Here is a 25,478-nt window from a genome sequence, read left to right on the forward strand (position 1 = left end):
GCGTGGGGGGATAAATGGTGTTTGATGAATCGTGGTTAATGGCAGTGCGACGTTTTGCGGTGGGCCTTGATGTCAGCCCGCAAGCGGTGAGGCTGGTGGCGCTTAGCCAGCGTGGACGGGCCCGGAGTTCGCTGCGGATTGAGGCAATGGCTTCCTGGCCCTTGCCTGAGGGGGCGATGGCAGGTGCAGAGATCATCGACCGCATGGCGGTGTCTCAGGCACTGCGTGAGGTTTTTAACCAGTTGCCGAGCGCTTGTGCGGGCCATGTGCTGCACTGCGCGATGGCGGTGCCAGCTTCGGTCACGCTCACAGCGACGCTGCCCCTGGCCGCGCTGGCATCCAGCGGTAGTGTGGTTTCAAACGGTTTCAAGCTGGCAGGTCTTGAGCCCGCCGTGATGGCTGAGGCGGAGCGGATTGCTGGCGTTGAGCGGCACGCGCTGGCGGTTGACTGGTTCGTTGATCCTCCTTTGTCGTATCCCGAGCGGCTGAGTATCGCGGTTACTGCAAGGCGTCATCTTGAAGCGCGGGTGGAGTGTGCCGCGCTGGCGGGTATTGTCCTCACGACGCTGGATGGTGAGCCAGATGCCGCATTGCGCGCCATGCGCTACGCCGCAAACATCGAACTTGATCCCGATATGTCCTACATCGCGCTGTGGCTTAGCTGGGATGGGGTGCATGGCTGGCGTGTCGCCGATGGCCAGATCGCTGGCGCAATGCGTTACCCAGACGCCATGTATGCCGATCTGGCCGACGCGCTGCGCGAGCTTGCCGCAGGGGAAGCGCCAAGTTGTGCGCTGATCGGCGGGGATCTCGATTTGCTGGGCGGTATGTGCTTTTCTCTGGCGGATATGGGGGATGTGCTGGGCTGTGTGGCATTGCCATTCGAATGTTCGGCGTTTGGCGAATGTCTGCCGCCGCGTCCCAATGCGCTGCTGCGTGAGCCCGCATGTGCCGTGGCGTGCGGTCTGGCCTTGCGTGGGGTGATGGAATGAACCTGATGCGCTTGCGTATTGCTGGATCTGCTGGATCTGGAGCAGCCGGAACGGTTGGTGCCGTGGGTGTTCCCCGGGTACGACGGCGGCCGGACTTGCCGTCGATGTGGGTCGGCGGCTTCAATTTGCTGCCTTATCGCCAGCGCGACCAGCGACGTAGCCGCAAGCGTTGCCTGGCTCAAGGGCTGGTAGCGTTTGCAGCCGGGTGTGCCGCCGTGCTGGCGCTGGCAGTCTGGCAGACCGTTGAGCAGCGCCGGGATGAAGCGCGGCGGGTGGCGCTCGACGATGCGCTGGCACAACTGGCGCTGCCTTTGCGTGAACACACACGGTTGATGCAGGAGGCGGCGGCCCAGCGTCAGCGCGCGGTGCAATCCGTGGCGCATTCAGTGCCCCTGGTGCGTTTGCGCACGTTGCTGGATGCGATGGGACGAGCTTCGGTGGAGGGCGTGAGCGTGGTTCAAGTGCAAATGCGCGAGCACGATGCCAAGGTCTATGCCACGGCGTTGGGGCATCTGCCGGCGGCCGCGTGGCTGAAAAAACTTTCGGCTTTGCCTGGCGTGAAGAGCGTTGAGATGAGCGAATTGCGCCGCGTGAATGGCCGCGCTCAGGATGCAGCAACGACGGACGCCGCAATGGTGCAGCTCACTGCCCGGTTGCGCTGGGACATGCCAGCTTCTTCTGGCACAGCCCGGCCCGCGAACGGTGGCTTGCGAGGTGCGCCATGACGGTCGCCGTAGCCAATCAATGGGGCTCATCCAGGCCAGCGTCACGTCTGCCGAACTGGCTTGAGCGCTTGCAACCGGGATTGCCGCTTGAGGCATGGAGCCCTCGTCGACGCTGCTTGATGGCAGCGCTTATTGCCGTCACGACCTTTGGCCTGGGTGCGCATGGCTGGCGCGCTTTCGATCTTGGCCATGCGGCGCACAGCCAGCAGTTGCTCGATGCGGCTCAGCAGCGGTTATTGGACGCGCGTGCGGCTGTTCAGCGTTTGCCAGAATTGCGCCGTGATTCGCTTGCCGCTGCCGCTTCTACTGCCACCGCTACTGCCACCACCGGCCTTGCTGCCACAGGCACGCATGCGCGATGGAGCTCGGCGGATGACGTGCGAATCGTGTCACAGCTTGCCGCGCAATACGGGGTTGAACTATTGACGCTGGAGCCCGGCGCGGCAACCGGCCATGGCATGGATCTCGCGCGGCCGGTGCAGATGACAGCGCGAGCTGATTTCGCTGGGTTGATGGGGTTTCTGTCAGGGCTGGACGAACTGCCGGTGCTGGTCGTGCCCCACGAGGTGATGCTCAAGCGTGATGGGCAGGGCTTGGTGCTGAGTGCGGTGTTGCAGGTATTCAGTGCGCTGGTTCCTGCACCTGCCCTGGCTGGCCCTGCTTCTGCTTCTGCGGCCAATGCGGCCAATGCGGACGACGACGATGTGATTCTGTATGACCCGTTTGCGCTATTTGCCACGGAGTCTGGCCGTGGCAGCGAGGGCCTGTCTGGGCACGCGCCGTTGCGTCTGGCGGGCCTGTTGCATGACGCTCGGCATCGCCTTGCTTTAGTCGAAACGCCAGAGGGCGTGGCCACCGTCGCAACGGGACAGGATCTGGGTGCGGAGCGGGTTAACCGGATTGAGGCATATGCCATTGCACTGAGTAATCGTGGCAAGCGCGGTAATAGCGTTAGCGAGCGCCGGCTGACGCTCTCGGAGCAAGCACCATGACGGGTATTCGAATGCTCCGCGTGTTGTTGTCTTGTGCGGGTCTGGTGGCTTATACGGGTGTCCAGGCATCGTTGCCGCCGCTGCCTGAGCGCATGCCATTCGCTGACACCACCACGCCGTATGGCGTGCCACCGCTACCGCCGCTTGCACCGGTGGCACCGCTTGCGTCGGCATCAACGATGCTTAACCCGTTTCGGGATGCCCCAGAATCCGGCGTGACCGACAACGCCGCCGACAGCGCAAGCGCAACTGCTCGTGAAGCCAGCGACGATGGCGCGCGTGACCTGCCACTGGCTGGTCCGCCACTCGCGCCATTTACGCCACTGGCACCACCCACGCCATTGCCGTCACACCAGGCCTCGTTGCTGCCAGTAGTTCAAACGCTGGAAGGTCCGCCCGTGCCACTAGCGCCTGCGACACGCCTTAGCGTGGCCGCTAGTGATGCCGCCGCCGATACCGCCGACGGACTAGCAGCGGACAAGCCCATCACGCTGAATTTCCAGCGTGCCGAACTGGGTGCCGTGCTGAACGCTTTTGCGCAATTCACAGGCCTCAATATCGTTGCCAGCGAAAGCGTGCGGGGCACGGTTTCACTGCGACTGGACAAAGTGCCGTGGCGTACCGCATTCGACACTTTGCTTGACGTCCATGGGCTGGCGATGAAGCGCCGGGGCAACGTCATCTGGGTCGCTCCATTGGCGGATCTGGCTGCCCGTGAGCGGCAGCGTTATGAAGCCCATGCCCGCGCGGCTGATCTGGAGCCCCTCGCCAGCCGCACTTTCGAGCTGCACTACGCCCGGGCCGAAGAGCTTCGGCGTTTGCTGACCGCATCGGGCAGCCAGCGGGTGCTGTCAAAGCGTGGTGCAGTGATGGCTGATCCGCGTACCAACATGCTGTTCGTTACTGATCTGGAGGCGCGTCTGGAACAAATTACCGCGCTGCTGGCGACGCTTGACCGGCCCACGCGTCAGGTGCTGATTGAAGCGCGTATCGTCGAAGGCGAGCAGGGTTTTTCACGCACCCTGGGTACTCGGCTGTCGCTTGCGGGTACGAGTACCGATGGCGTGTCGACTGGCGTAGCGGGAGGCAAGGATGGCTCGGTCTTTGATTTGTCGGCCCGGCCGGTTTCAGGTTTTGAGGCTGCTACGGCTGGTTTGACGTTATTTGCGGCGCGTGCCACACGGTTGCTCAATATTGAACTGAGCGCGCTGGAAGCAGAGGGGCGCGGTCAGCTTGTTTCAAGCCCGCGGGTGGTGACCGCCGACCGGATGAAAGCGATTGTCGAGCAGGGCACGGAGTTGCCGTATCAGGCGAAGGTGGGGCAAGGCGTATCGGGTGTGCAGTTTCGCCGTGCCAGCCTGAGGCTCGAAGTCGAGCCTCAAATCACGCCGGACGGCAAGGTCGTGCTGGATCTGGATGTGGCCAAAGACAGCGTGGGCGAACAAACCGCGGCGGGCCCGGCGATCCACACCAAGCATGTGCGCACGCGGGTTGAGGTAGAGGATGGTGGCACGGTGTCGATTGGCGGCATCTACGAAACGAACGACCGTGACGACGTTACGCGCGTGCCCTTTCTCGGCAGAATTCCGCTTTTGGGTGCGCTTTTTCGCCACCGGGCACATCGAGACCAGCGCAACGAACTGGTGGTGTTCATTACGCCGCGAGTTGTGCAGCCGTACTGAGAACGGGTTTGCCTCGCGGGCGGCAGACTCGACAAGGCACGGACTTTGCCAGTAAGCTGCGGCACCAATCACCGCGGAATAGCCAGAGGACACCGTTGCAAGCGCCGGAAGCACACGCCAATGTTTTTTTTGTAGGTCTCATGGGAGCGGGTAAAACCACGGTGGGCCGTGCAGTGGCGCGTCGGCTGGGGCGGCCGTTTTTCGATTCCGATCACGAAATCGAAGCACGTACCGGCACTCGCGTCCCGGTCATCTTCGATATCGAAGGGGAGGCTGGATTCCGCGAGCGCGAGGCCCAGGTGATTGCCGATCTGTCTCAGCAGCAAGGTATCGTGCTGGCCACGGGCGGCGGCGCGATTTTGCGTGAGGACAATCGCGCGCTGTTGCATCAGCGTGGTCTGGTCATTTATCTGCGGGCCAATCCGCATGATCTCTGGCTGCGCACCCGGCGCGACCGCAATCGCCCGCTTCTTCAGACTGAAGACCCGAAAGCACGGCTCGAAGCGTTGTTCGAGATCCGCGATCCGCTATACCGCGAGTGCGCGCATTTCATCGTCGAAACCGGAAGGCCATCGGTCAACGGGCTCGTCAACATGGTCCTGATGCAGCTTGAAATGGCTGGGATCACCCCTCTTTCTGCGCCTTAAGGGCCGAGCATGATTACCGTCAACGTCGAACTGGGCGAACGCGCCTACCCCATTCATATTGGTGAAGGCCTGATACATCAGGCCGCGTTGTTTGCGCCTCACGTCGCGGGGACGAGCATCACCATCGTCAGCAACACCACGGTTGATCCGCTATATGGCGTGGCGCTGCGCCAGGCGCTGGCACCACTGGGTAAAGCTGTTTCGACGGTGGTTCTGCCAGACGGCGAAGCATACAAAAACTGGGAAACGCTTAATCAGATCTTCGATGCGCTGCTAGGCGCACGGGCGGATCGTAAAACCACGCTGGTCGCGCTTGGCGGCGGCGTGACGGGCGACATGACCGGTTTTGCCGCAGCGTGCTACATGCGTGGCGTGCCGTTTATCCAGGTGCCGACCACGTTGCTTTCGCAGGTTGATTCGTCGGTGGGGGGCAAGACGGGGATTAATCATCCGCTTGGCAAAAACATGATTGGTGCGTTTTATCAGCCGCAGGCGGTGATCGCGGACGTTAGCGTACTGGGCACGTTGCCAGAGCGTGAGCTTGCAGCGGGTATCGCTGAGGTCATCAAGACGGGGGCGATTGCCGACGTTGATTTTTTCGCCTGGATTGAGGCGAACATGGCGGCGCTGAACCGCTGCGAGCCATCGGCGCTGATCGAAGCGGTCAAGCGTTCGTGTGAGATCAAGGCGTCGGTGGTCGCCGCCGATGAGCGTGAGGGCGGCTTGCGGGCCATCCTCAATTTCGGTCACACCTTTGGTCATGCGATTGAGGCCGGGCTCGGTTACGGGGCATGGCTGCATGGCGAAGCCGTGGGCTGCGGGATGGCGATGGCCGCTGATTTATCGGTGCGGCTGGGCTATCTGGATGAAGCCACGCGCCGCCGCCTGGTGGACGTGATTACCGCCGCCCGTTTGCCGGTCCGCGCTCCGGCGCTTGATCAGGCGCGCTATCTCGAACTGATGCGCGTCGATAAAAAGGCCGAAGCGGGCGAGATCAAATTTATTTTGCTTAAACGCTTCGGTGAGACGCTAATTTCCACCGCTCCTGATGATGTCGTGCGCGCGACGCTCGCGGCAGCGATTTGATCTGATTTGATCTGATTTGATCTGATTTGATCTGATTTGATCTGGATTGGACTGGGTGAGTGGTGAGCGCCGCAGTTGTTGCAACCATTGTCGTAACCGCTGTCAGAACCGTCGTCGCAACTTCAGGTTTAGGCACCGAGTCTATTTTTGCCGGAGGCCGCAGTGACTGAGTCACGCCCACACCATGCCGGGACTGTCAGCGTGATGCGTCAGCCAGTTCCTGCTGACCTCGAAGCGCATCTTGCTCCGTATGCCGCGCGTTCTGCGCAATCAGCTGGCCGCCGTTATCCGGAAGCACCTCCCAGCGCTCGTACGGAATTCCAGCGCGACCGCGACCGGATTGTTCATTCAACGGCTTTTCGCCGGCTGGAATACAAGACCCAGGTTTTTGTGAATCACGAGGGCGACCTGTTTCGCACGCGTCTAACGCACAGCCTTGAGGTGGCGCAGATTGCCCGCTCGGTCGCCCGCAACCTGCGGGTGAATGAAGATCTCGTGGAAGCGATTTCTCTGGCGCACGATCTGGGACATACGCCGTTCGGCCATGCTGGACAAGACGCCCTCAACGAGTGCATGCGCGAACATGGCGGCTTCGAACACAATCTGCAAAGCCTCGTGGTGGTGGACGATCTGGAAGAGCATTACGGCGCGTTCAACGGGCTCAATCTGTGTTTCGAAACCCGGGAGGGCATTCTGAAGCACTGTTCACACGCACATGCGCGGCAGTTTGGTGCGTTGGGCGAGCGTTTTTTGCAGGGACGGCAGCCGTCCATCGAAGCGCAAATCGCCAATGTCGCTGACGCCATCGCCTATAACAACCACGATGTCGATGATGGCCTGCGTTCGGGCTTGCTCACGATCGAGCAACTAGCGGAAGTTGAGTTGTGGCAGACGCACTATGAGGCGGCGCGGAGTGATTATCCGCAGATCGAGGGGCGGCGGCTGGTGCACGAAACCGTGCGGCGCGTGATTAACACGTTGATCGTCGATTTGATCGACACCTCCGCGCGCAATCTTGCGCAGCACGCACCGGCTTCGCTGGCAGCGGTGCGTTTAGCGCCGCCGCTGGTTGTGCATAGCGAAAAGATTGCAGCCCAAGCGCTGGTGCTCAAACGTTTTCTGTTCAAAAACCTGTATCGCCACTATCGCGTGATGCGGATGGCGAACAAGGCGCGCCGGGTGGTGTCGGGCCTGTTCAATGCGTTTTCTGCTGATCCACGTTTGTTGCCCCCGGCGTATCAGGCTCTTGAGCGCGCAGCGCAACCTCGCCTGATCGCCCATTACATCGCTGGCATGACAGACCGTTATGCGTTGAAGGAATATCAGCGGCTTTTTGTGGTTGATGACCATTAGCAGGCCGAAGGCAACGCGCGCGGAAGGCTTGATTGCATTCACTCCGCACTCACTCGTTACTTCGCACCCTAAAAAGACAACGCGCCGACAGGTGCCACCCTGTCGGCGCGTTCAAAAACCAGTTGCTGCACAAGGCAGCTTTAATCGCGGCTGCGTGCCAGCAGCGCACCGGCCACTAATGCAATGCCACCCACAATGGCGATGGCTTGCCATGGGTTTTCTCGGACATAGTCGTCAGCATCGGACAACGTGACTTCGACACGTTCACGCGTGGCTTTGCGAGTGTCGTTGAGACGCGTATAGGTCGTATCCAGAAGCTTGCGCAACTGGCCGCGCAATTGGGCGACATCGGCTTGCGTGCCATCCGCCATCGCCTCTTCGATCGCGGACATCAGCGAATGCATTTCACCACCAATATCTTCTGCTGCATCGCGGCCATGACGCGCAATGCGGCGCGCGTGACGTCGCGTTTTGGTCCAGGATTCGCCGAGCGCTTCTCGCGTTTTCGGTAGTGCATTCATAGGTGCTCCGTCGATGAGGTTGGCATGCATGAAAACCCTCGCAGCAATGCAAGGGCCCCCGATACTACGCAACTTCGATGCCTGAATGCCTGAAGCGTTCCTGCCAATGACGAGATACCTGAAATCGAAGGAGCGGTTGACGTGATTCTGATGGTGAATCAGGTGCTGATCCCAGCTATAACCCGGGTAAAAATTACAATCCGGCCGGTGCTGGATAAACGTGGATGAAACTAACCGGCATCACCGTGCCTGGTCAGGCGTGATGATGCCGGTTTCATTTGCCCAGATGCCATCGCGCTTAAAAACGATAGCCGAGGTTGAGGTAGGTCACGATTGGATTGAGCGTGATTTTGGTCTGCGATTGCACGTTCAGTGGGCCCACTGGCGTGTTGGCGAGGGAATTCAGCTTGGCTGTGGTCTTGAGTGGCAAGTATGAAATCGACAGCCCGGCAAACCAGTGTTCAGTAAAGGCGTAAGTGAAACCTGCATTAAACACAGGCGCCCAAGAACTATTTGTTGTCACCGTGGTCGGACCATGCAGTACGTTTTGCTGGAACGTGCCATTCGTGATGCGTTCATCAGTGAACCAGACCCGGCTTACACCAACACCCAGATAGGGGCGGAATTTAGCCTGGGGTGCATTGAAGTAGTACTTGAACAGCAGGGTAGGGCTCCACTGTTTGGCTTGGCCGATCTTGCCGTAACCGGCAAACGTGCCACCGCCATCCAGATCGAATGAAGGTGGTACGCCCAGAACGATTTCAGTGGCGATGTGATCGGTGACAAAGTAGCCAGCTGTGAAGCCGATGGTATCGGCGTCGCTGATGCTGGCACCCGTACCTGGCAGGGTGATGTTGACGGGGGAGCCGCCAACGCTGGTTTCCCTTAATGCTTCGCTGCTGTCTTGTGGTGCGATATGGAACCAGCCGGTTGTTACATAGAAACTGCCGGCTGACTGTGCGTGGGCTGCGCTAACGCAGGCAAATGCGGCAAAGCCCGTAATGGCTTGTTTTAATTTCATGTGTGCTCCTCCAAAAAAGCCCGCTCATTATGACGAGAACGTTTGAAACAAACCATACGCGGACGTTAGAGCATTCTCCCTAAGCTCCGCATGCTTCCGGGCTATGCCACGCTGTGCTGGATCAAACGCGGGCATGGTTTTGTGGACCTTCGGGTATATCCCAATCCGACTAATGGACACTTCAGCATGGCACGGCTTGCACGTCTTTATGTTCCTGAACAGCCGCAATACGTTATTTTGCGTGGGCTTGAAACGCAGCCTGCGTTTGTCGATGACCAAGATTACGAGCTCTTCATCGACTGTCTAAAGGCGGCGGCGCGTGATCACCGGCTTGCCATTCATGCGTATGCGCTGATGCCGGGCGCAGTGCATCTACTGGCCACGCCAACCGACGAATCCAGTCTGCCCAAAGCGATGCAAGCTGTGGGGCGGCGTTATGTGGCTCATTTCAACCGGCGTTACGCGCGGCGTGGCACGTTGTGGGAGGGCCGTTACCGGGCCACGGTGATCGAGGCCGAGCGCTATTTCCTGCTGGCCAGCCTCGTGGTTGAAACCGCGCCCGTGCGTGCGCAGCAGGTTGCGCTACCCAAGGATTACCGCTGGTCTAGCCACCGGCATCACATTGGCCTGGGGCTGGATAGCCTGATTACTGACCATCGGCTTTTCTGGTCGCTGGGCAATACGCCATTTGAGCGTCAGCGGGCCTATCAGGAGTTGTGCGAGCAACCGCTGGATGAGCGTGAGGTCAACCAGTTGCAACAAGCAACGCTCAAAGGCTGGGTGCTGGGCGGCGAAAATTACCGGAAATGGGCGGCAGGCGCGGCTAACCGGCGGGTTTCTCCGCTGCCACGCGGACGGCCGCGCAAATTGCCAGACGTGCCGCAAGCTCGCTAGCGCTGCGGTTTCGGGTGATCTGAATAAAAAAACGACACGGCAGCCGTGTCGTTTTTTTTACCCTCAATTGATATGGAACCAATAAATTCAATAAATCGAGTTAGCATTTTGTAATTGGGGTCTTATCATTGAGTTTTATTTGCGGGTTTTTTATTTCGTCGCGTATATTCCGATTTCCGGCAGTTCGAGCGCGCACAATCCTGGTCGTTTATAACGCGGCCTGTCCTGTGCAATAAAAATGGTTTAACGGCCAGACTGGCCCCACATACAGACGGTGTCTCACATGAATGACCATCAGCAACTGGCTCAGGCGACTCCCGTCGCGCAAGGGCTCTACGACCCGCATAACGAACACGACGCCTGTGGCGTAGGTTTTGTCGCGCATATCAAGGGCCAGAAGAGTCACGAGATTATCCAGCAGGGTTTGAAGATTCTCGAAAACCTCGATCATCGCGGCGCTGTGGGCGCTGATCCATTAATGGGCGATGGCGCGGGCATTCTGATTCAGATTCCCGATGGTTTTTATCGTGAAGAGATGGCAAAGCAGGGTGTGATATTGCCGCCTGCAGGTGAATACGGCGTGGGTTTTGTGTTTTTGCCGAAAGAACATGCGTCGCGTCTGGCTTGCGAGCAGGAGCTGGAGCGCACGGTCAAGGCCGAGGGTCAGGTCGTGCTGGGCTGGCGCGATGTGCCGGTCGATCACACGATGCCCATTTCACCCACGGTCAAGGCCACCGAGCCGTTGATCCGGCAGATTTTTATTGGCCGGGGCCGGGACATCATGGTGACCGACGCCCTTGAGCGGAAGCTCTACGTCATCCGCAAAACCGCGAGCCACCGGATTCAGGCGCTCAAGCTCAAGCACGGCAAAGAGTATTTCGTGCCGTCGATGTCGGCGCGCACCGTGGTGTACAAGGGCTTGCTGCTGGCGGGTCAGGTTGGCGTGTACTACCGCGACTTGCAGGATGAGCGCGTGGTGTCAGCGCTGGCGCTAGTGCATCAACGTTTTTCGACCAATACCTTCCCCGCCTGGGAGCTCGCGCACCCGTACCGGATGATTGCCCACAACGGTGAGATCAATACCGTGAAGGGCAACGTCAACTGGCTGAACGCGCGCACCGGCGCGATTGCCAGCCATGTGCTGGGCGACGATTTGCCGAAACTCTGGCCACTGATTTACCCGGGCCAATCGGATACGGCATCGTTTGATAACTGCCTTGAACTACTCGTGATGGCGGGCTACCCGCTGGTTCACGCGGTCATGATGATGATCCCGGAAGCGTGGGAGCAGCACACGCTAATGGACGACAACCGCCGCGCGTTCTACGAATATCACGCCGCGATGATGGAGCCATGGGATGGCCCAGCTGCGATTGCTTTCACGGATGGCCGTCAGATTGGCGCGACGCTCGACCGCAATGGGCTGCGTCCGGCGCGCTACATCATTACCGATGACGATCTGGTAATCATGGCGTCTGAATCGGGCGTGCTGCCCATTCCTGAATCGAAGATCGTCAAGAAATGGCGTTTGCAGCCAGGCAAGATGTTTCTGATCGACATGGAGCACGGCCGCATCATCGACGACAAGGAACTGAAGGACAACCTCGCCAACGCTAAGCCATACAAAAGCTGGATCGACGCTGTGCGCATCAAGCTCGACGAAATCGCGCCTGAAACCGAAGACCTTGTCATCGGGCGTCGTGAAGCCGCTGCCTTGCTCGACCAGCAGCAGGCGTTTGGCTACACCCAGGAAGATCTCAAGTTTCTGATGGCACCGATGGCGCAGTCGGGCGAAGAGGCCGTGGGTTCGATGGGCAATGATTCGCCGCTGGCGGTGATGTCGAACAAGAACAAGACGCTCTATCACTACTTCAAACAGTTGTTCGCCCAGGTGACCAACCCGCCGATTGATCCGATCCGCGAAAACATGGTGATGTCGCTGGTGTCGTTCGTCGGCCCCAAACCGAACCTGCTTGATACGAACAACATCAACCCGCCGATGCGGCTTGAAGTGTCGCAGCCGGTGCTCGATTTCCGCGACATCGCCAGGATTCGGGCGATCGACCAGTACACCGGCGGCAAGTTCAGCTCGTATGAGCTGAACATCTGCTATCCGGTTGCGTGGGGCAAGGAGGGCATCGAGGCGCGTCTGGCGTCACTGTGCGCAGAAGCGGTCGATGCCGTGAAGTCCGGCTACAACATGCTGATCGTGTCAGACCGTAAAGCCGACCGTGACAACGTGGCGATTCCGGCGTTGCTCGCCACGGCGGCGATTCATACCCATCTCGTCCAGCAGGGCCTGCGCACCAGCACCGGGCTGGTGGTCGAAACAGGTTCCGCGCGTGAAACCCATCACTTCGCGCTGCTCGCGGGTTATGGCGCGGAAGCGGTGCATCCCTATCTGGCGATGGAAACCCTCGCACACATGGCCGCTGACCTGAAGGGTGAGCTAGCGCCGGAAAAGGCGATCTACAACTTCACCAAGGCGGTGGGCAAAGGCTTGCTGAAAGTGATGTCGAAGATGGGCATTTCGACCTACATGTCGTACACCGGCGCGCAGATTTTCGAAGCGGTGGGCCTCGCCGAAGATCTGGTGGCGAAGTACTTCAAGGGCACTTCATCGAAGGTCGGCGGCATTGGCCTGTTCGATGTTGCTGAGGAAGCGATTCGCCTGCATCACGATGCGTATGGCGACAACCCTGTGCTAGCCACGATGCTCGATGCCGGGGGCGAATACGCGTACCGCGTGCGTGGTGAAGAGCACATGTGGACGCCGGATGCGATCGCCCGCTTGCAACACTCCACACGCAGCAATTCGTATCAGACCTACAAGGAATACGCGCATCTGATCAACGACCAGACCAAACGCCACATGACGTTCCGTGGTTTGTTCGAGTTCCGTGTCGATCCGGCGAAAGCGATCCCGCTCGATGAGGTCGAATCCGCCAAAGAAATCGTCAAGCGTTTTGCGACCGGTGCGATGTCGCTAGGTTCTATTTCCACCGAAGCGCATGCCACGCTGGCGGTGGCGATGAATCGCATCGGCGGCAAGTCCAACACCGGCGAAGGCGGTGAGGATGAAAACCGCTATCGCAATGAGTTGCGCGGCATTCCGCTCAAGCACGGCGACACCCTGGCCTCGGTGATTGGCAGTGAGGTGGTGGCACATATTCCGTTGCAGGACGGCGATTCGCTGCGCTCGAAGATCAAGCAGGTGGCATCGGGGCGCTTTGGCGTGACGGCGGAGTATTTGTCATCTGCTGACCAGATCCAGATCAAGATGGCCCAAGGGGCCAAGCCTGGCGAAGGGGGGCAACTGCCTGGTCACAAGGTGTCCGAATACATCGGCCGCTTGCGTTATTCCGTCCCTGGCGTGGGACTGATTTCTCCGCCGCCGCATCACGATATCTATTCGATTGAAGATCTGGCGCAACTGATTCACGACCTGAAAAACGTCAACCCGGTGGCCAGCATCTCGGTCAAGCTCGTGTCCGAATCAGGGGTTGGCACGGTGGCGGCAGGGGTTGCAAAAGCCAAGGCCGATCACGTCGTGATCGCCGGTCACGATGGCGGCACAGGGGCCTCGCCGCTGTCATCGGTCAAGCACGCGGGCACGCCGTGGGAGCTTGGCCTTGCCGAAACCCAGCAGACCCTGGTACTCAACCAGTTGCGTGGGCGGATCAGGGTGCAGGCCGATGGCCAGATGAAAACCGGCCGCGATGTCGTGATCGGCGCGCTGCTCGGTGCAGATGAATTCGGCTTTGCCACAGCACCACTGGTGGTCGAAGGTTGCATCATGATGCGCAAGTGCCATCTGAATACCTGCCCGGTTGGCGTGGCTACGCAAGACCCCGTGCTGCGTGCCAAATTCACTGGCCAGCCGGAACATGTCGTGAATTTCTTCTTCTTTGTGGCTGAAGAAGTGCGCGAAATCATGGCGCAACTCGGCGTGCGCAAGTTCGATGATCTGGTTGGCCATGCTGAACTGCTCGACATGAAAAAGGGCGTTGAGCATTGGAAGGCTAAGGGGCTTGATTTCACGCGAGTGTTTTATCAGCCGCCGGTGGCTGCAGAGGTCGCGCGCAAGCACGTTGATGTGCAGGATCACGGCCTCGGCCGCGCGCTTGACCACACGCTGATCGACAAGGCCCGGGCCGCGATTGAGCAGGGCGAGCACGTGTCGTTTATCCAGCCGGTGCGCAATGTGAACCGGACCGTGGGCGCGATGCTCTCGGGCGTGATCGCCAAAAAATACGGCCACGATGGCCTGCCTGATGACGCGATTCATATTCAGTTGAAGGGAACCGCGGGCCAGAGTTTCGGCGCTTTTCTGGCGAAGGGCATCACGCTCGATCTGGTCGGAGATGGCAACGATTATGTGGGAAAAGGGTTGTCGGGCGGCCGCATCATCATTCGGCCAACCAATGATTTTCGCGGTAAATCCGAAGAAAACATCATCTGCGGCAACACGGTGATGTATGGCGCGATCGAAGGCGAAGCGTTCTTCCGTGGCGTGGCGGGCGAGCGCTTTTGTGTGCGTAACTCCGGCGCTACCGCTGTGGTGGAGGGCACGGGCGATCACGGTTGCGAGTACATGACCGGCGGCACGGTGGTGGTGCTGGGCGAAACCGGACGCAACTTCGCCGCAGGCATGTCAGGTGGCCTCGCGTATGTGTTCGATGCTGATGGACTGTTTGCGGGTAAATGCAACAAGTCGATGGTCGCGCTTGATCCGGTGCTGCAACAAGCCGAGCAGGAGCGCACGGTGAATCGCGCACTGTGGCATGCCGGGCTGACCGATGAAGCGTTGCTCAAAGGCCTGATTGAGCGCCACTTCCAGTTCACCGGTTCTCCCCGGGCCAAGGCCCTGCTCGAAAACTGGGACGCCTCGCGCCGCCAGTTCGTGAAGGTGTTCCCGACCGAATACAAGCGCGCATTAGGCGATCTTGGCGCGAAGAAAGCGGGCAAGGAAGCGCTCGCCGCCTGATTCGCCAACGCTTAAAGCGAGACGCGCTGGCGGTCAGTCTGCCGCCAGCGCCAGATTCCCCACCAATACTGTTTATCGAAGAGAAGAGAACGCCATGGGAAAGGCAACCGGTTTTCTGGAGTACGAACGCCGTCACGAGGCGTATGAAGCGCCACTCACCCGCGTGAAGCACTACAAGGAATTCGTCGCGGCACTCGCTGATGACGAAGCAAAAATTCAAGGCGCACGTTGTATGGACTGCGGCATTCCGTTTTGCAATAACGGCTGCCCGGTGAACAACATCATTCCGGATTTCAACGATCTGGTTTTTCATCAAGACTGGAAAGCGGCGCTTGAGGTGCTGCATTCGACCAACAACTTCCCTGAATTCACCGGCCGGATTTGCCCCGCACCGTGTGAGAGCGCTTGCACGCTTGGTATCAACAATGATCCGGTCGGCATCAAGTCGATTGAGCACGCGATTATCGACAAAGCCTGGACCGAAGGCTGGGTCGTACCGATGCCGCCGAAGCACAAGACGGGCAAAAAAGTCGCGGTGGTGGGCTCAGGTCCAGCAGGGCTCGCGGTCGCGCAGCAACTGGCGCGGGCGGGGCATGACGTCACCGTGTTCGAGAAGAACGACCGGATTGGCGGGCTGCTGCGCTATGGCATTCCAGACTTCAAGCTGGAGAAGTGGCTGATCGACCGGCGCATGCGGCAGATGGAAGCCGAAGGCGTGACGTTTCGCGCCAATGTGCTGATTGGCAAAGAGCCGCTGCCAGGATTCATTGGCAGTACCGCGAAAGAAACACTTTCACCCGATGAACTCAACGCGCAATTTGACGCGGTGGTGATTGCCGGTGGCGCTGAGACACCCCGTGATTTGCCTGTGCCAGGCCGTGAGCTTGAGGGCATTCACTACGCGATGGAGTTCTTGCCGCAGCAAAACAAGGTGAATGCGGGTGACAAAATGCCGGGCCAATTGCTGGCGAAAGGCAAGCATGTGGTGGTGATTGGCGGTGGCGATACCGGTTCAGACTGCGTGGGTACATCGAACCGCCATGGTGCGAAGCATGTCACGCAGTTCGAACTGCTGCCGCAGCCGCCAGAGGTCGAGAACAAGGCGCTGGTCTGGCCGTACTGGCCAGTAAAGCTGCGTACTTCGTCGTCGCATGACGAGGGCTGCGAGCGTGACTGGGCCGTGGCGACCAAACGCTTCGAAGGCAAAAACGGCAAAGTTGAAAAGCTGGTCGCGGTTCGCGTCGAATGGAAGGACGGCAAGATGCAGGAAGTGCCAGGTTCTGAATTCGACATGAAGGCTGATCTGGTATTGCTGGCGATGGGTTTCACCCAGCCGGTCTCAGCGGTGCTTGAGGCGTTTGGTGTTGAGAAAGATCCCCGTGGCAACGTGCGAGCCACGACCGAAGGCGAGCGCGCGTATTACACCTCGGTCGATAAAGTCTTCACGGCGGGGGACATGCGTCGCGGACAGTCGCTGGTGGTGTGGGCGATCCGCGAGGGCCGCCAGTGCGCCCGTGCGGTAGATGCGTTTTTGATGGGGCACTCCGAGTTGCCGCGCTGATGTGATGAAGTACGCCGCGCCCGGTTGTTCTGACCGGGCGCAACATGATGTGCTCTTTGTTGCCGCTCGACGTTGGGTCCGGCCCGTTCGTTTAGCCAGTTTTCTCTCAGTTCTCTCAATTCTCTCAGGATGAGCCGGTGCAGGAGCGGTGCGGTTGATCTCGCCCTGGTTCGTTTTTATTTCCGCCGTATGGTGTTATGTAGCGATGGAAGCGGTTCAAGGCAGTGACTCAAAGCAGCGGTTCAAGCCGCTTGCCTTTAGTTTCTGGCAGGCAGAGCGCAGCCACGATGACGATCAAATAGCCTGAACCGGCGACGATGCCGATTGCTTTGACGAATGACATCGACTGCGAGAGTGCACCCACCCCAAGCGGAAAGAGCGAACTGATACCGCGCCCAGCGTTATAGCAAAACCCCTGACCAGAGCCCCGAATCTCGTTGGGATAAAGCTCGGAGAGGTAAGCGCCGATGCCCGCGAACACCCCCTGCATGACGAGCCCTAGCGGAAAGCCCAGTAGCAGCATCATGTTGTTGCTGATTGGCAGCATGGTGTAGGCCATGCCCAGCACGAACGAGGCGACGGAGAACAGGATGAACGAGGCGCGACGCCCGATCTGGTCGCTCAGAATGGCCCCGACGATATAACCCGTGAAAGAGCCAGCGATCAGCACGGCCAGATAAGTGCTGGTATTTAAAACCGAGAGATGACGCACGGTTTTCAGATAGGTTGGCAACCACGTCGTGAGTGCGAAATAGCCGCCGAGCATGCCCGCGCAAAGCAAGCTGCCGAGCAAGGTTGTGGCCAGATGAGCACGAGAGAAAATTTGCAGAAAGTGAGCGCGGGCGGCCCCTGCAGCATGTTTTGCGCGCGTGGTGAGATAGATCTCCGGTTCGTTCACGTTGCGCCGGATATAGAGGATCCACAACGCGGGAAGCAAACCGATCCAGAAGCAGGCGCGCCACGCATAGGCCTCTGGCAGCAACGCGTTTGAGCCCCAGTACACGATGGCCGCCGCCGCCCAGCCAAGCGACCAACTGCTTTGCACCGTCCCAACCGCTTTGGCGCGATGTTGCGGCGAGCGAATGGTTTCCGCCATCAAGATCGTCACCACAGACCACTCACCGCCGAAACCAATGCCCTGAAGCGTCCGGGTAGCCAATAGTTGCCAGAACGAGTGGGTGAAGCCAGACAGGAAGGTGAACACGGCGAACGTGGCGATGGTCCATTGCAGCACCCGAACCCGGCCGTAGCGGTCAGCGAGAATCCCCGCTATCCAGCCACCAAGCGCCGACGAAACCAGCGAGGCCGTGGCGATCATGCCGGCTTCGCTTTTGCTCATGCCCCAAGCCGTGATAAGCGCAGGGATCAGAAACGAATAAATCATGAAGTCGAATGCATCGACAGCGTAGCCACCGAAACCGGCGTAGAGCGTGTTGCGTTCGCGTGGTGTGAGCTCGGTTAGCCATTGGAATACCGTCATGAAGTTCCTTGTGGGGGTGCGTGGGGCGTGAGCGGGATTATGGTGCTGTTTTTGAGATGGGTGAAGGGATTGTGGGGCGGATTTTTTTAGGGGGAGGTAGTTTCTTATTGGTTGGTTTTTGGTGAGTTTAAAAATAATCCGGATTGGTTATCCCTATAAAATTTCCGTCTGATTTTAAGTAAAAACCCTGATTGATGGGGGGTGTAATGAGGCTTCATATTTATCCAATGTTTGATGGTGATTTTCGTGTAATCAAGTAGATGTGGATGAATTAAAATATGAAATTCTGGAAATGGGGCGTGTTGTTGATCGTGGTTGCTGTGGGTTCGGTGTTTTTAATGTGGCGGTTTATGAGTACGGGCGAGGAGGCGGCTCAAGATAATCGTGCTGAATTAAAGCCGGTTCAGGCACCGATTGCGTCAGTTGCTGCGTCAGAGGCAGAGATTCCAGAGCATTTTATTACCCAGGCTGATGTGCCATTTCCACCGGTATTCGATCATCAGCGGGGTTTATTGGTGGATGGCCAGTACTTCAAGCCCCGGGAAGATGTGGCGAAATATATCGAGAAAGAATATTCCGATATCCCGACACGTAAAGCGATGCTGCAGTTTGCTGCGGCATTTGAGGCGAGTATGGCGCTGGGTGGGACGGAGGAGGGGGCAGCAAAGGCTAATATATCGGAATATGACGCACTTGGATGTGTTTTTGAAAAAATTCCAGATCTAAAAAAAAGCATGCCATTGATTAAAGAGCTGGAGGCGAGGATGCTAAATTCTCCAGAAAAATTAATTGCCTACGGCAATATGCTGGATAATTCTGGTGGGCTGGTTCTTACGGAGAGAAAGGAGTCGTCATGCGTGCAGTGAAAATGATTAATAAGTCGACTTTTTTGTTGGTGTGTGCTGGAGGTGTGATTTTGAATGGCTCTGTGTTGGCAGCTGCTGAAAGTAGCTGTGATAAAAAACTACATATTTCCTATGCGAATGGAATTATGAATAGTTTTTCGGATAGAGCCCGCAGGGCAAATGGCATTGAAAGCCATGATTGGCCCAACGTACAACGGACTTCCCGTGGAATATGGTTTGTCTGAAAACCCCAGCGACGGCCTACTAAAAGACCTTGCGCGGGTATTAAAACAAAAAATTGCTGAAGACCCGAGCCTCACCTGGGATTTACTTGCGCGTTATGTTTTGAAACTAGATCCAGCAGGGTTGTCACCCATTGTGAAACGTAATCTGGATGAAATAATCGCCAAAATAAAGAACGAAAAAACAGCAGACCTGAAACAAAGATTCGAAGCAGAAAATAACTACATCGACAAAAGCGTAGAGAGGCACGTCGCCAATTACAAAAATCTGATCGTGGAACAAGGCAAGTCAGTTCTCGCCGGACACTGCGGCGATGGCGGCGGCGGGCATGACGCTCAGCAGGCTGCCGGTGACATCGTCGCGGGTCACAATCCGCGCGGATGTTTGCCGCAAGCGTGCGATTACGCGGTAAGCGGCTGTGCCGCTTGATGCAACAGTGGAAATTGAGTAGGCACCCGTCCTGCGACAAGATGTTGCTGCTTGCCCGGCAGGAGCGTTTCGGTACGGATATAACCTGATTGTTCGTGTAAATCGCTGGATAAATGGTTAAATAATTTTAACAAAAATACAAAAATTATTCATTTTGATTATCTCTATAAAATTTCCGTCTGATTTTAAGTAAAAACCCTGATTGATGGGGGGTGTAATGAGGCTTCATATTTATCCAATGTTTGATGGTGATTTTCGTGTAATCAAGTAGATGTGGATGAATTAAAATATGAAATTCTGGAAATGGGGCGTGTTGTTGATCGTGGTTGCTGTGGGTTCGGTGTTTTTAATGTGGCGGTTTATGAGTACGGGCGAGGAGGCGGCTCAAGATAATCGTGCTGAATTAAAGCCGGTTCAGGCACCGATTGCGTCAGTTGCTGCGTCAGAGGCAGAGATTCCAGAGCATTTTATTACCCAGGCTGATGTGCCATTTCCACCGGTATTCGATCATCAGCGGGGTTTATTGGTGGATGGCCAGTACTTCAAGCCCCGGGAAGATGTGGCGAAATATATTGAGAAAGAATATTCCGATATCCCGACACGTAAAGCGATGCTGCAGTTTGCTGCGGCATTTGAAGCGAGTATGGCGCTGGGTGGGACGGAGGAGGGGGCAGCAAAGGCTAATATATCGGAATATGACGCACTTGGATGTGTTTTTGAAAAAATTCCAGATCTAAAAAAAAGCATGCCATTGATTAAAGAGCTGGAGGCGAGGATGCTAAATTCTCCAGAAAAATTAATTGCCTACGGCAATATGCTGGATAATTCTGGTGGGCTGGTTCTTACGGAGAGAAAGGAGTCGTCATGCGTGCAGTGAAAATGATTAATAAGTCGACTTTTTTGTTGGTGTGTGCTGGAGGTGTGATTTTGAATGGCTCTGTGTTGGCAGCTGCTGAAAGTAGCTGTGATAAAAAACTACATATTTCCTATGCGAATGGAATTATGAATAGTTTTTCGGATAGAGTCGCAGGGCAAATGGCATTGAAAGCCATGATTGGCCCAACGTACAACGGACTTCCCGTGGAATATGGTTTGTCTGAAAACCCCAGCGACGGCCTACTAAAAGACCTTGCGCGGGTATTAAAACAAAAAATTGCTGAAGACCCGAGCCTCACATGGGATTTACTTGCGCGTTATGTTTTGAAACTAGATCCAGCAGGGTTGTCACCCATTGTGAAACGTAATCTGGATGAAATAATCGCCAAAATAAAGAACGAAAAAACAGCAGACCTGAAACAAAGATTCGAAGCAGAAAATAACTACATCGACAAAAGCGTAGAGAGGCACGTCGCCAATTACAAAAATCTGATCGTGGAACAAGGCAAGTCAGTCCTGATTGTCGGTCATTCCCAAGGCAACCTGTACGCCAACGCGGGCCACAAGAAGTTCTACGCACAGACCAGGCTGAGAAATCAGAGCCTCGGCGTAGTGGGCGTGGCGACACCGGCGAACTACGTCGCGGGCGGCGGCCAGTACCTCACGTCGAGCACGGATCTGGTGATTTCGTTGCTACGTCTGTTTGTGAGCGAAAGCACGCTGCCGGGGAATATCGACCTGCCATTCAGCCTCAGGGAGCCGGAGGGGCACAGTTTCACGGAGGTCTACGTTGATACCGACTCGAAGGCATACCAGCCGATTCAACAGATGACCAAAAATGGCTTGAAACGGCTGAGCCACCCGAACAAGGCTGGGGCGATTCTGGCGAATTACGAGGCGGTGTCGTGGCGCATGACGGGCGGCGGCATGTGCACGAGCAGGACGGGGGATGGGATCTGGCCGGTGGGGTGGGTGAGCTGGGCGCGGTCGTATTACCTGGGCAAGCCTTATACGCCGATGCAATCGTATGAATTTGTGGATGGCGATGAGCGGGCCATTCCGCTGGAGAAGCTGGCACCGTATCTGCCACCGGACCAGAGCGAATGGCTGGCACGGCTGAATGGCGGGCAGTACGACCAGACGTTGAGATGGTACGGGCCGGGCGCGATGTTTCGCGCAGGGTACTGCCAGGTGAGCGAGGGGCCGCCGGATTACAGCCGTTTTTCTTTCCTTGATTACTTCACCTCACCGGACACTGCAGCGATGGCGGCGGCGGGTATGACGCTCAGCAGGCTGCCGGTGACATCGTCGCGGGTCACAATCCGCGCGGATGTTTGCAGCAAGCGTGCGATTACGCAGTAACTGACCCTATCGCTTGATACGCCAGCCATTCAGCAAACAGCAGCAAACAGCAGGAACATCGCCAGCGACGCGCGTCTGAAGCCCCGCCGGACGCCTCTTTCTTCCCCGTCAACCCGCAGCAGATTCCACCAACCGCTCGACTTCAAGCGTCTCGTTGTGGAAAGCCGCGAGCGATTCCCGGTGCGCGATGCTGATGATCGCCGCGTGCGGCAGGCGTTCGAGAAACAACTGGTAAAGCCTGGCCTCGTTTTTGGCATCGAGCGCGCTGGTGGCCTCGTCGAGAAACAGGAAATCGGGCTTGTGCAACAGCACCCGGGCGGCGGCGAGGCGTTGCTGTTCGCCGGGCGAGAGCATTTTGGCCCAGTGGCCGGACTCTTCCAGACGCCCGGCATAGTCTGCCAGGTGGCATGCCTGTAGCACTTCCTGACACGCCGCGTCGCTATAGGCATCCGTCGACGACGGGTACGTGAGGGCCGCTTTCAGTGTGCCAATCGGCAGATAGCTTTGTTGCGGGATGAACATCATCCGGGCATTGACGGGCGCGTCGATTGAGCCCTCGCCAAACGGCCATAACCCCGCGAGCGAGCGCATCAGCGTGCTTTTTCCTGCACCCGAAGCCCCACGGATGAGCCAGCGTGAGCCGGGCTGCACCGCAATATCCCGAATCCGCGAAAGCATCTCGCCGTTAGGCAGCGCGAGGCAGAGCTGGTGCGTGCTCAAGCTGGGGGCATCGACGTAATGCAGATTGATACCGCCATGGGCCGTGGCTGGCGAGAGCGATTCCTTCAAATGCGGCGAGCGCATGATGCGCTTGAATTCTCGCAGCCGGTTCACGGTGGCACGCCAGGCGACTAGCGTGCTGTAGCTGTTGATAAACCACGAAAACGAATCGCTGACGGTGCCAAATGCCCGCGAGATCTGTATCAGCACGCCGAACGTAAAAGCCCCGGCGAAATAGCGCGGGGCTGCTATCGCCAGCGGAAAAATAGTCGCTATCTGGGCGTAAAAACTCAGCACGAACGTAAGACGCCTTGTGTACTTCATCACGCGCCACCAGTTGTCGCGGATCCGGGCGAACAGGTTTCGGGCGCTGGCTTCTTCGGTGCTCATACCGTCGTAGAACGCGATTTGCTCAGCGTTCTCGCGCAGCCGGATCAGGCCGAAACGGAAGTCAGCCTCGACGCGCTGCATCTGGTAGTTGATCGAGATCAGCGGATGGCCAAACTTCTGGGTCACCAGTGAGCCGACTACGGCATATAGCGCGGCGGCCCACACCATATAGCCGGGGATATGGATTGGCGTCGAACCCAGCATGATGGTCAGCGCCCCCGCGAGCGACCACAGGATCGTAATAAATGAAATCAGCGTGACGACGGTCGACAGCAGATCGAGCGTCAGCGCGAGGGTAGTGGTGGCGAACGATTGCAGGTCGTCGCTGATTCGCTGGTCGGGGTTGTCGGTAAGGCTGTCGCGCTCGATCCGATAGAAGGTGCCGCCGCCGAGCCACTCTTTCAGGTAGTGGGTGGTGAGCCATTGGCGCCAGCGAAAGCCGAGCATCTGCCGCAGGTAATTGCCGTACACCGCCAGGATGATGAAGGCGAACGCTAGCCCGCTGAAAACCATCAGCAAACGTGGAAAGTCATGCACATTTTTGGCTTGCAGCGCGTTATAGAACTCCGCGCTCCAGCTGTTAAGCCGGACGTTGATGGCAACCACCAGCAGGTTCATCACGATGATCGCAAGCAGCAGGCCCCATGCGATCTTGCGTTCTTCGGAGACCCAGTACGGCTTGATCAGGCTCCACGCCGAGACCGGATTGTCATCGGGCGGCGTTGAGCTGGGGGAGCTGGGAGAGCTGGGGGAGGGGTACGGTGTGCCGGATGTCATGAGCTTCCTGATGGAGTGCCGCAGTGCCAGCCTGTGGGCGGTGCGGCGGGTATGGCGTGTAACTGGCCAGTTGCTTCGGGGCGAGGTGCAACCTGTTGCACAGGCGCGCGAGGGCGACCGGAATGCCTTAAAACACGCGTTAGCAAAATAGGGCAGACCAAGCCGCTACCGCCAGATTGATGGCTGTCAGGCGCTGGTTCGCTAACGCGACGCTGCGGGCGCTTGCCTGGGTGGCCGCGAGACCTCGCTCGATCCCCCTTTTTGAGCGGGCCAGGCATTGTGCCAGAGTGCCGCGCGCGTGCTCGTCGTATCGCGGGCTGCCCGCTGGGCGGCCTTGCGCGCGGGTTCGAAGACGCCCGTGACCTGGCCGCTGGTTTGGTGGCGCTGGGCCTTTTGTGGTCTAATGCCCGACGACGAAACAGGGGTGCCTGGCACGCAGTTCATACGCTGCAGCGAGGCTGAGAAAGACCCTTTGCACCCGATCCGGGTAATACCGGCGCAGGAAGTTTCCCTCTCCTCCCATTCCTTGTCAGATGGGCATCCACACTGGATGCCCATCTGACCGGCTCCGCCCGCTGGTTTCGTCTTTGGATACGCGCTTTACGCCGTGCAGACAGGAACCAATGACCGCTCATTCTTCAGTGTTTAACTTCGCTTGCTCCCCGTTTGCTGGTTCTGGCCGCGTGCAGCGCTGCCAGGATAGCGGCGATAGCGGGAGCGATCCGCGATGACTCCTTCGCTTGATTTCGCGTCTGATCCCGCGTCTGATCCAGATATTGCAGTGTTGGGCGGCGGATTATGCGGCCGTCTGGTCGCGTGGCAACTGGCGGGGCTGGGCTACCGCGTGGCGCTCTATGAGCGCGGTGACGCCGCTGGCTCTGCCGCTGCCGCATGGACCGCGGCAGCCATGCTGGCACCGCTGGCCGAAGCCGCCAGCGCGGAGTTATTGATTACCCAGCTAGGAGCCGCTTCGCTCGAAGCCTGGCCGCGCATTCTCGCGGCGTTACCCGAGCCGGTTTTTTTCCAGCGCAATGGCACGCTCGTGCTTTGGCATCACGCGGACCGTACTGAAGCGCCGTTGTTCGAGCGCCGTTTGCGCGCGAATGCACCAGCGGCGTTACTCGATGATGGCTTGCTGCGGCTTTCCGGTGCGCAACTGGATGAAGCTGAGCCCGCGCTGGCGGGACGCTTTCCACAGGGCTGGCTGTTGCCGCGCGAGGGTCAACTGGATAACCGCCAGGTGCTACGGGCACTGGTGGCAGGCCTTGCCGAACGTGGTGTGGCGTTGCACTGGAATACCCCGGTGGACGACACCGCGTTGCCTGCGGCCCGGCTCACGATCGACTGCCGGGGGCTAGGAGCCAAGCCAGTCTGGCCTGGACTGCGGGGGATTCGCGGCGAAGTCGCGCGAGTCCATGCGCCGGGTATCGGCTTGACGCGGCCGGTCCGGCTGCTGCACCCGCGCTATCCGCTCTATATCGCGCCGAAGCAGGACGATTTGTATGTGATTGGCGCGACCGAAATTGAAGGCGAAGATCAGTCGCCAGTCAGCGTGCGCTCTGCGCTGGAGTTATTGAGTGCGGCTTTTTCCGTGCATCCGGGTTTTGGCGAGGCCCGCATCCTTGAGCTGAATGCGCAGTGCCGCCCGACCTTGCCGGACCATCGTCCTGCGCTGGTCTGGGACGGCGCGGCGACGCTACGCGTCAACGGGCTGTACCGGCATGGCTACATGATCGTGCCGGAGGTGTCTGAAGCCGCAGTGCGTCTGGCGTGCGCGCTACTGGACGGACAGATTCGTGACGCCGACGCATTTGCCAACTGGCGTCATGACACCCCATGGCACATGCTGTTTCAGCTCACGCCCGCCACCTCCTCTTGACCCAACTTTTTCCCGA

The 25,478-nt window shown here is 58.3% G+C and carries 19 protein-coding genes and 1 riboswitch; of the genes, 15 read left to right on the forward strand and 4 right to left on the reverse strand.

All coding sequences use genetic code 11. The annotated features are described in order from the left end of the window. Positions 1–14: 14 nt before the first annotated feature. The 7 genes from pilM (at position 15) to GH656_RS02570 (ending at position 7,477) form a co-directional block, all read left to right on the forward strand. Positions 15–992 carry a type IV pilus biogenesis protein PilM gene (pilM, locus tag GH656_RS02540; protein WP_153074440.1) on the forward strand — a complete coding sequence of 326 codons (978 nt, stop codon included), beginning with the start codon at positions 15–17 and terminating at the stop codon, positions 990–992. Continuing rightward, positions 989–1,717: a PilN domain-containing protein gene (locus tag GH656_RS02545; protein WP_217352210.1), complete on the forward strand. Its 729-nt coding sequence runs from the start codon at positions 989–991 to the stop codon at positions 1,715–1,717. The genes pilM and GH656_RS02545 overlap by 4 nt, the downstream gene beginning before the upstream one ends. Beyond that, positions 1,714–2,709 (forward strand): hypothetical protein, encoded by a 996-nt coding sequence (locus tag GH656_RS02550; RefSeq protein ID WP_153074442.1) that lies wholly within the window; start codon positions 1,714–1,716, stop codon positions 2,707–2,709. Before GH656_RS02545 ends, GH656_RS02550 begins: the two co-directional genes overlap by 4 nt. Beyond that, the gene (locus tag GH656_RS02555; RefSeq protein ID WP_153074443.1) at positions 2,706–4,391 is read left to right on the forward strand and encodes a type IV pilus secretin PilQ; all 1,686 of its coding nucleotides are present in this window, start codon (positions 2,706–2,708) and stop codon (positions 4,389–4,391) included. Before GH656_RS02550 ends, GH656_RS02555 begins: the two co-directional genes overlap by 4 nt. A 140-nt stretch (positions 4,392–4,531) precedes the next feature. After that, entirely contained in the window at positions 4,532–5,038 is a 507-nt protein-coding gene (locus tag GH656_RS02560) for a shikimate kinase (protein ID WP_174769678.1), read from the forward strand. Positions 5,039–5,047: 9 nt separating this feature from the next. Continuing rightward, positions 5,048–6,124: a 3-dehydroquinate synthase gene (gene aroB / locus GH656_RS02565; RefSeq protein WP_153074445.1), complete on the forward strand. Its 1,077-nt coding sequence runs from the start codon at positions 5,048–5,050 to the stop codon at positions 6,122–6,124. A 204-nt stretch (positions 6,125–6,328) separates the two neighbouring features. Continuing rightward, entirely contained in the window at positions 6,329–7,477 is a 1,149-nt protein-coding gene (locus tag GH656_RS02570) for a deoxyguanosinetriphosphate triphosphohydrolase (protein WP_153076523.1), read from the forward strand. A 140-nt stretch (positions 7,478–7,617) separates the two neighbouring features. Here GH656_RS02570 and GH656_RS02575 read toward each other — a convergent pair whose 3' ends face one another. Further along, on the reverse strand, positions 7,618–7,998 hold the full coding sequence (locus tag GH656_RS02575; protein WP_153074446.1) for an ElaB/YgaM/YqjD family protein: 381 nt from the start codon (positions 7,996–7,998) through the stop codon (positions 7,618–7,620). Positions 7,999–8,296: 298 nt separating this feature from the next. Beyond that, positions 8,297–9,019 carry an OmpW/AlkL family protein gene (locus GH656_RS02580; protein WP_153074447.1) on the reverse strand — a complete coding sequence of 241 codons (723 nt, stop codon included), beginning with the start codon at positions 9,017–9,019 and terminating at the stop codon, positions 8,297–8,299. A gap of 186 nt (positions 9,020–9,205) precedes the next feature. Here GH656_RS02580 and GH656_RS02585 point away from each other — a divergent pair, with 186 nt between their 5' ends. From GH656_RS02585 to GH656_RS02595, 3 genes are all read left to right on the forward strand, one after another. After that, positions 9,206–9,913: a transposase gene (locus GH656_RS02585; protein WP_153074448.1), complete on the forward strand. Its 708-nt coding sequence runs from the start codon at positions 9,206–9,208 to the stop codon at positions 9,911–9,913. 283 nt (positions 9,914–10,196) lie between these two features. After that, on the forward strand, positions 10,197–14,900 hold the full coding sequence (locus tag GH656_RS02590) for a glutamate synthase-related protein (RefSeq protein ID WP_153074449.1): 4,704 nt from the start codon (positions 10,197–10,199) through the stop codon (positions 14,898–14,900). 94 nt (positions 14,901–14,994) lie between these two features. Continuing rightward, entirely contained in the window at positions 14,995–16,461 is a 1,467-nt protein-coding gene (locus tag GH656_RS02595) for a glutamate synthase subunit beta (RefSeq protein ID WP_153074450.1), read from the forward strand. A gap of 229 nt (positions 16,462–16,690) precedes the next feature. Here GH656_RS02595 and GH656_RS02600 read toward each other — a convergent pair whose 3' ends face one another. Next, positions 16,691–17,941, reverse strand: coding sequence for an MFS transporter (locus GH656_RS02600; RefSeq protein ID WP_153074451.1), 1,251 nt, complete (start codon positions 17,939–17,941; stop codon positions 16,691–16,693). A gap of 278 nt (positions 17,942–18,219) precedes the next feature. Here GH656_RS02600 and GH656_RS02605 point away from each other — a divergent pair, with 278 nt between their 5' ends. From GH656_RS02605 to GH656_RS02620, 4 genes are all read left to right on the forward strand, one after another. Further along, positions 18,220–18,807, forward strand: a complete 588-nt coding sequence (locus GH656_RS02605; protein ID WP_153074452.1) for a hypothetical protein — start codon at positions 18,220–18,222, stop codon at positions 18,805–18,807. 159 nt (positions 18,808–18,966) lie between these two features. Beyond that, positions 18,967–19,458, forward strand: coding sequence for a hypothetical protein (locus GH656_RS02610; RefSeq protein WP_153074453.1), 492 nt, complete (start codon positions 18,967–18,969; stop codon positions 19,456–19,458). Between the two features lie 289 nt (positions 19,459–19,747). Next, positions 19,748–20,335, forward strand: a complete 588-nt coding sequence (locus GH656_RS02615) for a hypothetical protein (RefSeq protein ID WP_153074452.1) — start codon at positions 19,748–19,750, stop codon at positions 20,333–20,335. Next, complete coding sequence (locus GH656_RS02620) at positions 20,323–21,696, forward strand: hypothetical protein (RefSeq protein WP_153074454.1); 1,374 nt, start codon at positions 20,323–20,325, stop codon at positions 21,694–21,696. Before GH656_RS02615 ends, GH656_RS02620 begins: the two co-directional genes overlap by 13 nt. Positions 21,697–21,804: 108 nt before the next feature. On the opposite strand, the gene GH656_RS02625 is transcribed toward GH656_RS02620, so the two are convergent. Continuing rightward, positions 21,805–23,583 (reverse strand): ABC transporter ATP-binding protein/permease, encoded by a 1,779-nt coding sequence (locus tag GH656_RS02625; protein WP_153074455.1) that lies wholly within the window; start codon positions 23,581–23,583, stop codon positions 21,805–21,807. A 410-nt stretch (positions 23,584–23,993) separates the two neighbouring features. Then, a riboswitch (TPP riboswitch) is annotated at positions 23,994–24,105 on the forward strand. Between the two features lie 205 nt (positions 24,106–24,310). On the opposite strand from GH656_RS02625, the gene GH656_RS02630 reads away from it, so the two are divergent. After that, on the forward strand, positions 24,311–25,462 hold the full coding sequence (locus GH656_RS02630; protein ID WP_153074456.1) for an FAD-dependent oxidoreductase: 1,152 nt from the start codon (positions 24,311–24,313) through the stop codon (positions 25,460–25,462). The last annotated feature ends 16 nt before the right edge of the window (positions 25,463–25,478 follow it).

It is taken from the genome of Paraburkholderia bonniea, assembly GCF_009455625.1.
GTDB lineage: Bacteria > Pseudomonadota > Gammaproteobacteria > Burkholderiales > Burkholderiaceae > Paraburkholderia > Paraburkholderia bonniea.

Coding starts and splice junctions, on each gene's coding strand:
- GH656_RS02590 (WP_153074449.1), top strand. CDS start 10,197: ATGAATGACCATCAGCAACTGGCTCAGGCGACTCCCGTCGCGCAAGGG.
- GH656_RS02550 (WP_153074442.1), top strand. CDS start 1,714: ATGACGGTCGCCGTAGCCAATCAATGGGGCTCATCCAGGCCAGCGTCA.
- GH656_RS02630 (WP_153074456.1), top strand. CDS start 24,311: ATGACTCCTTCGCTTGATTTCGCGTCTGATCCCGCGTCTGATCCAGAT.
- GH656_RS02610 (WP_153074453.1), top strand. CDS start 18,967: ATGGCATTGAAAGCCATGATTGGCCCAACGTACAACGGACTTCCCGTG.
- GH656_RS02605 (WP_153074452.1), top strand. CDS start 18,220: ATGAAATTCTGGAAATGGGGCGTGTTGTTGATCGTGGTTGCTGTGGGT.
- GH656_RS02570 (WP_153076523.1), top strand. CDS start 6,329: ATGCGTCAGCCAGTTCCTGCTGACCTCGAAGCGCATCTTGCTCCGTAT.
- GH656_RS02615 (WP_153074452.1), top strand. CDS start 19,748: ATGAAATTCTGGAAATGGGGCGTGTTGTTGATCGTGGTTGCTGTGGGT.
- GH656_RS02575 (WP_153074446.1), bottom strand. CDS start 7,998: ATGAATGCACTACCGAAAACGCGAGAAGCGCTCGGCGAATCCTGGACC.
- GH656_RS02585 (WP_153074448.1), top strand. CDS start 9,206: ATGGCACGGCTTGCACGTCTTTATGTTCCTGAACAGCCGCAATACGTT.
- GH656_RS02625 (WP_153074455.1), bottom strand. CDS start 23,583: ATGACATCCGGCACACCGTACCCCTCCCCCAGCTCTCCCAGCTCCCCC.
- GH656_RS02580 (WP_153074447.1), bottom strand. CDS start 9,019: ATGAAATTAAAACAAGCCATTACGGGCTTTGCCGCATTTGCCTGCGTT.
- GH656_RS02560 (WP_174769678.1), top strand. CDS start 4,532: ATGGGAGCGGGTAAAACCACGGTGGGCCGTGCAGTGGCGCGTCGGCTG.
- GH656_RS02555 (WP_153074443.1), top strand. CDS start 2,706: ATGACGGGTATTCGAATGCTCCGCGTGTTGTTGTCTTGTGCGGGTCTG.
- pilM (WP_153074440.1), top strand. CDS start 15: ATGGTGTTTGATGAATCGTGGTTAATGGCAGTGCGACGTTTTGCGGTG.
- aroB (WP_153074445.1), top strand. CDS start 5,048: ATGATTACCGTCAACGTCGAACTGGGCGAACGCGCCTACCCCATTCAT.
- GH656_RS02600 (WP_153074451.1), bottom strand. CDS start 17,941: ATGACGGTATTCCAATGGCTAACCGAGCTCACACCACGCGAACGCAAC.
- GH656_RS02595 (WP_153074450.1), top strand. CDS start 14,995: ATGGGAAAGGCAACCGGTTTTCTGGAGTACGAACGCCGTCACGAGGCG.
- GH656_RS02545 (WP_217352210.1), top strand. CDS start 989: ATGAACCTGATGCGCTTGCGTATTGCTGGATCTGCTGGATCTGGAGCA.
- GH656_RS02620 (WP_153074454.1), top strand. CDS start 20,323: ATGCGTGCAGTGAAAATGATTAATAAGTCGACTTTTTTGTTGGTGTGT.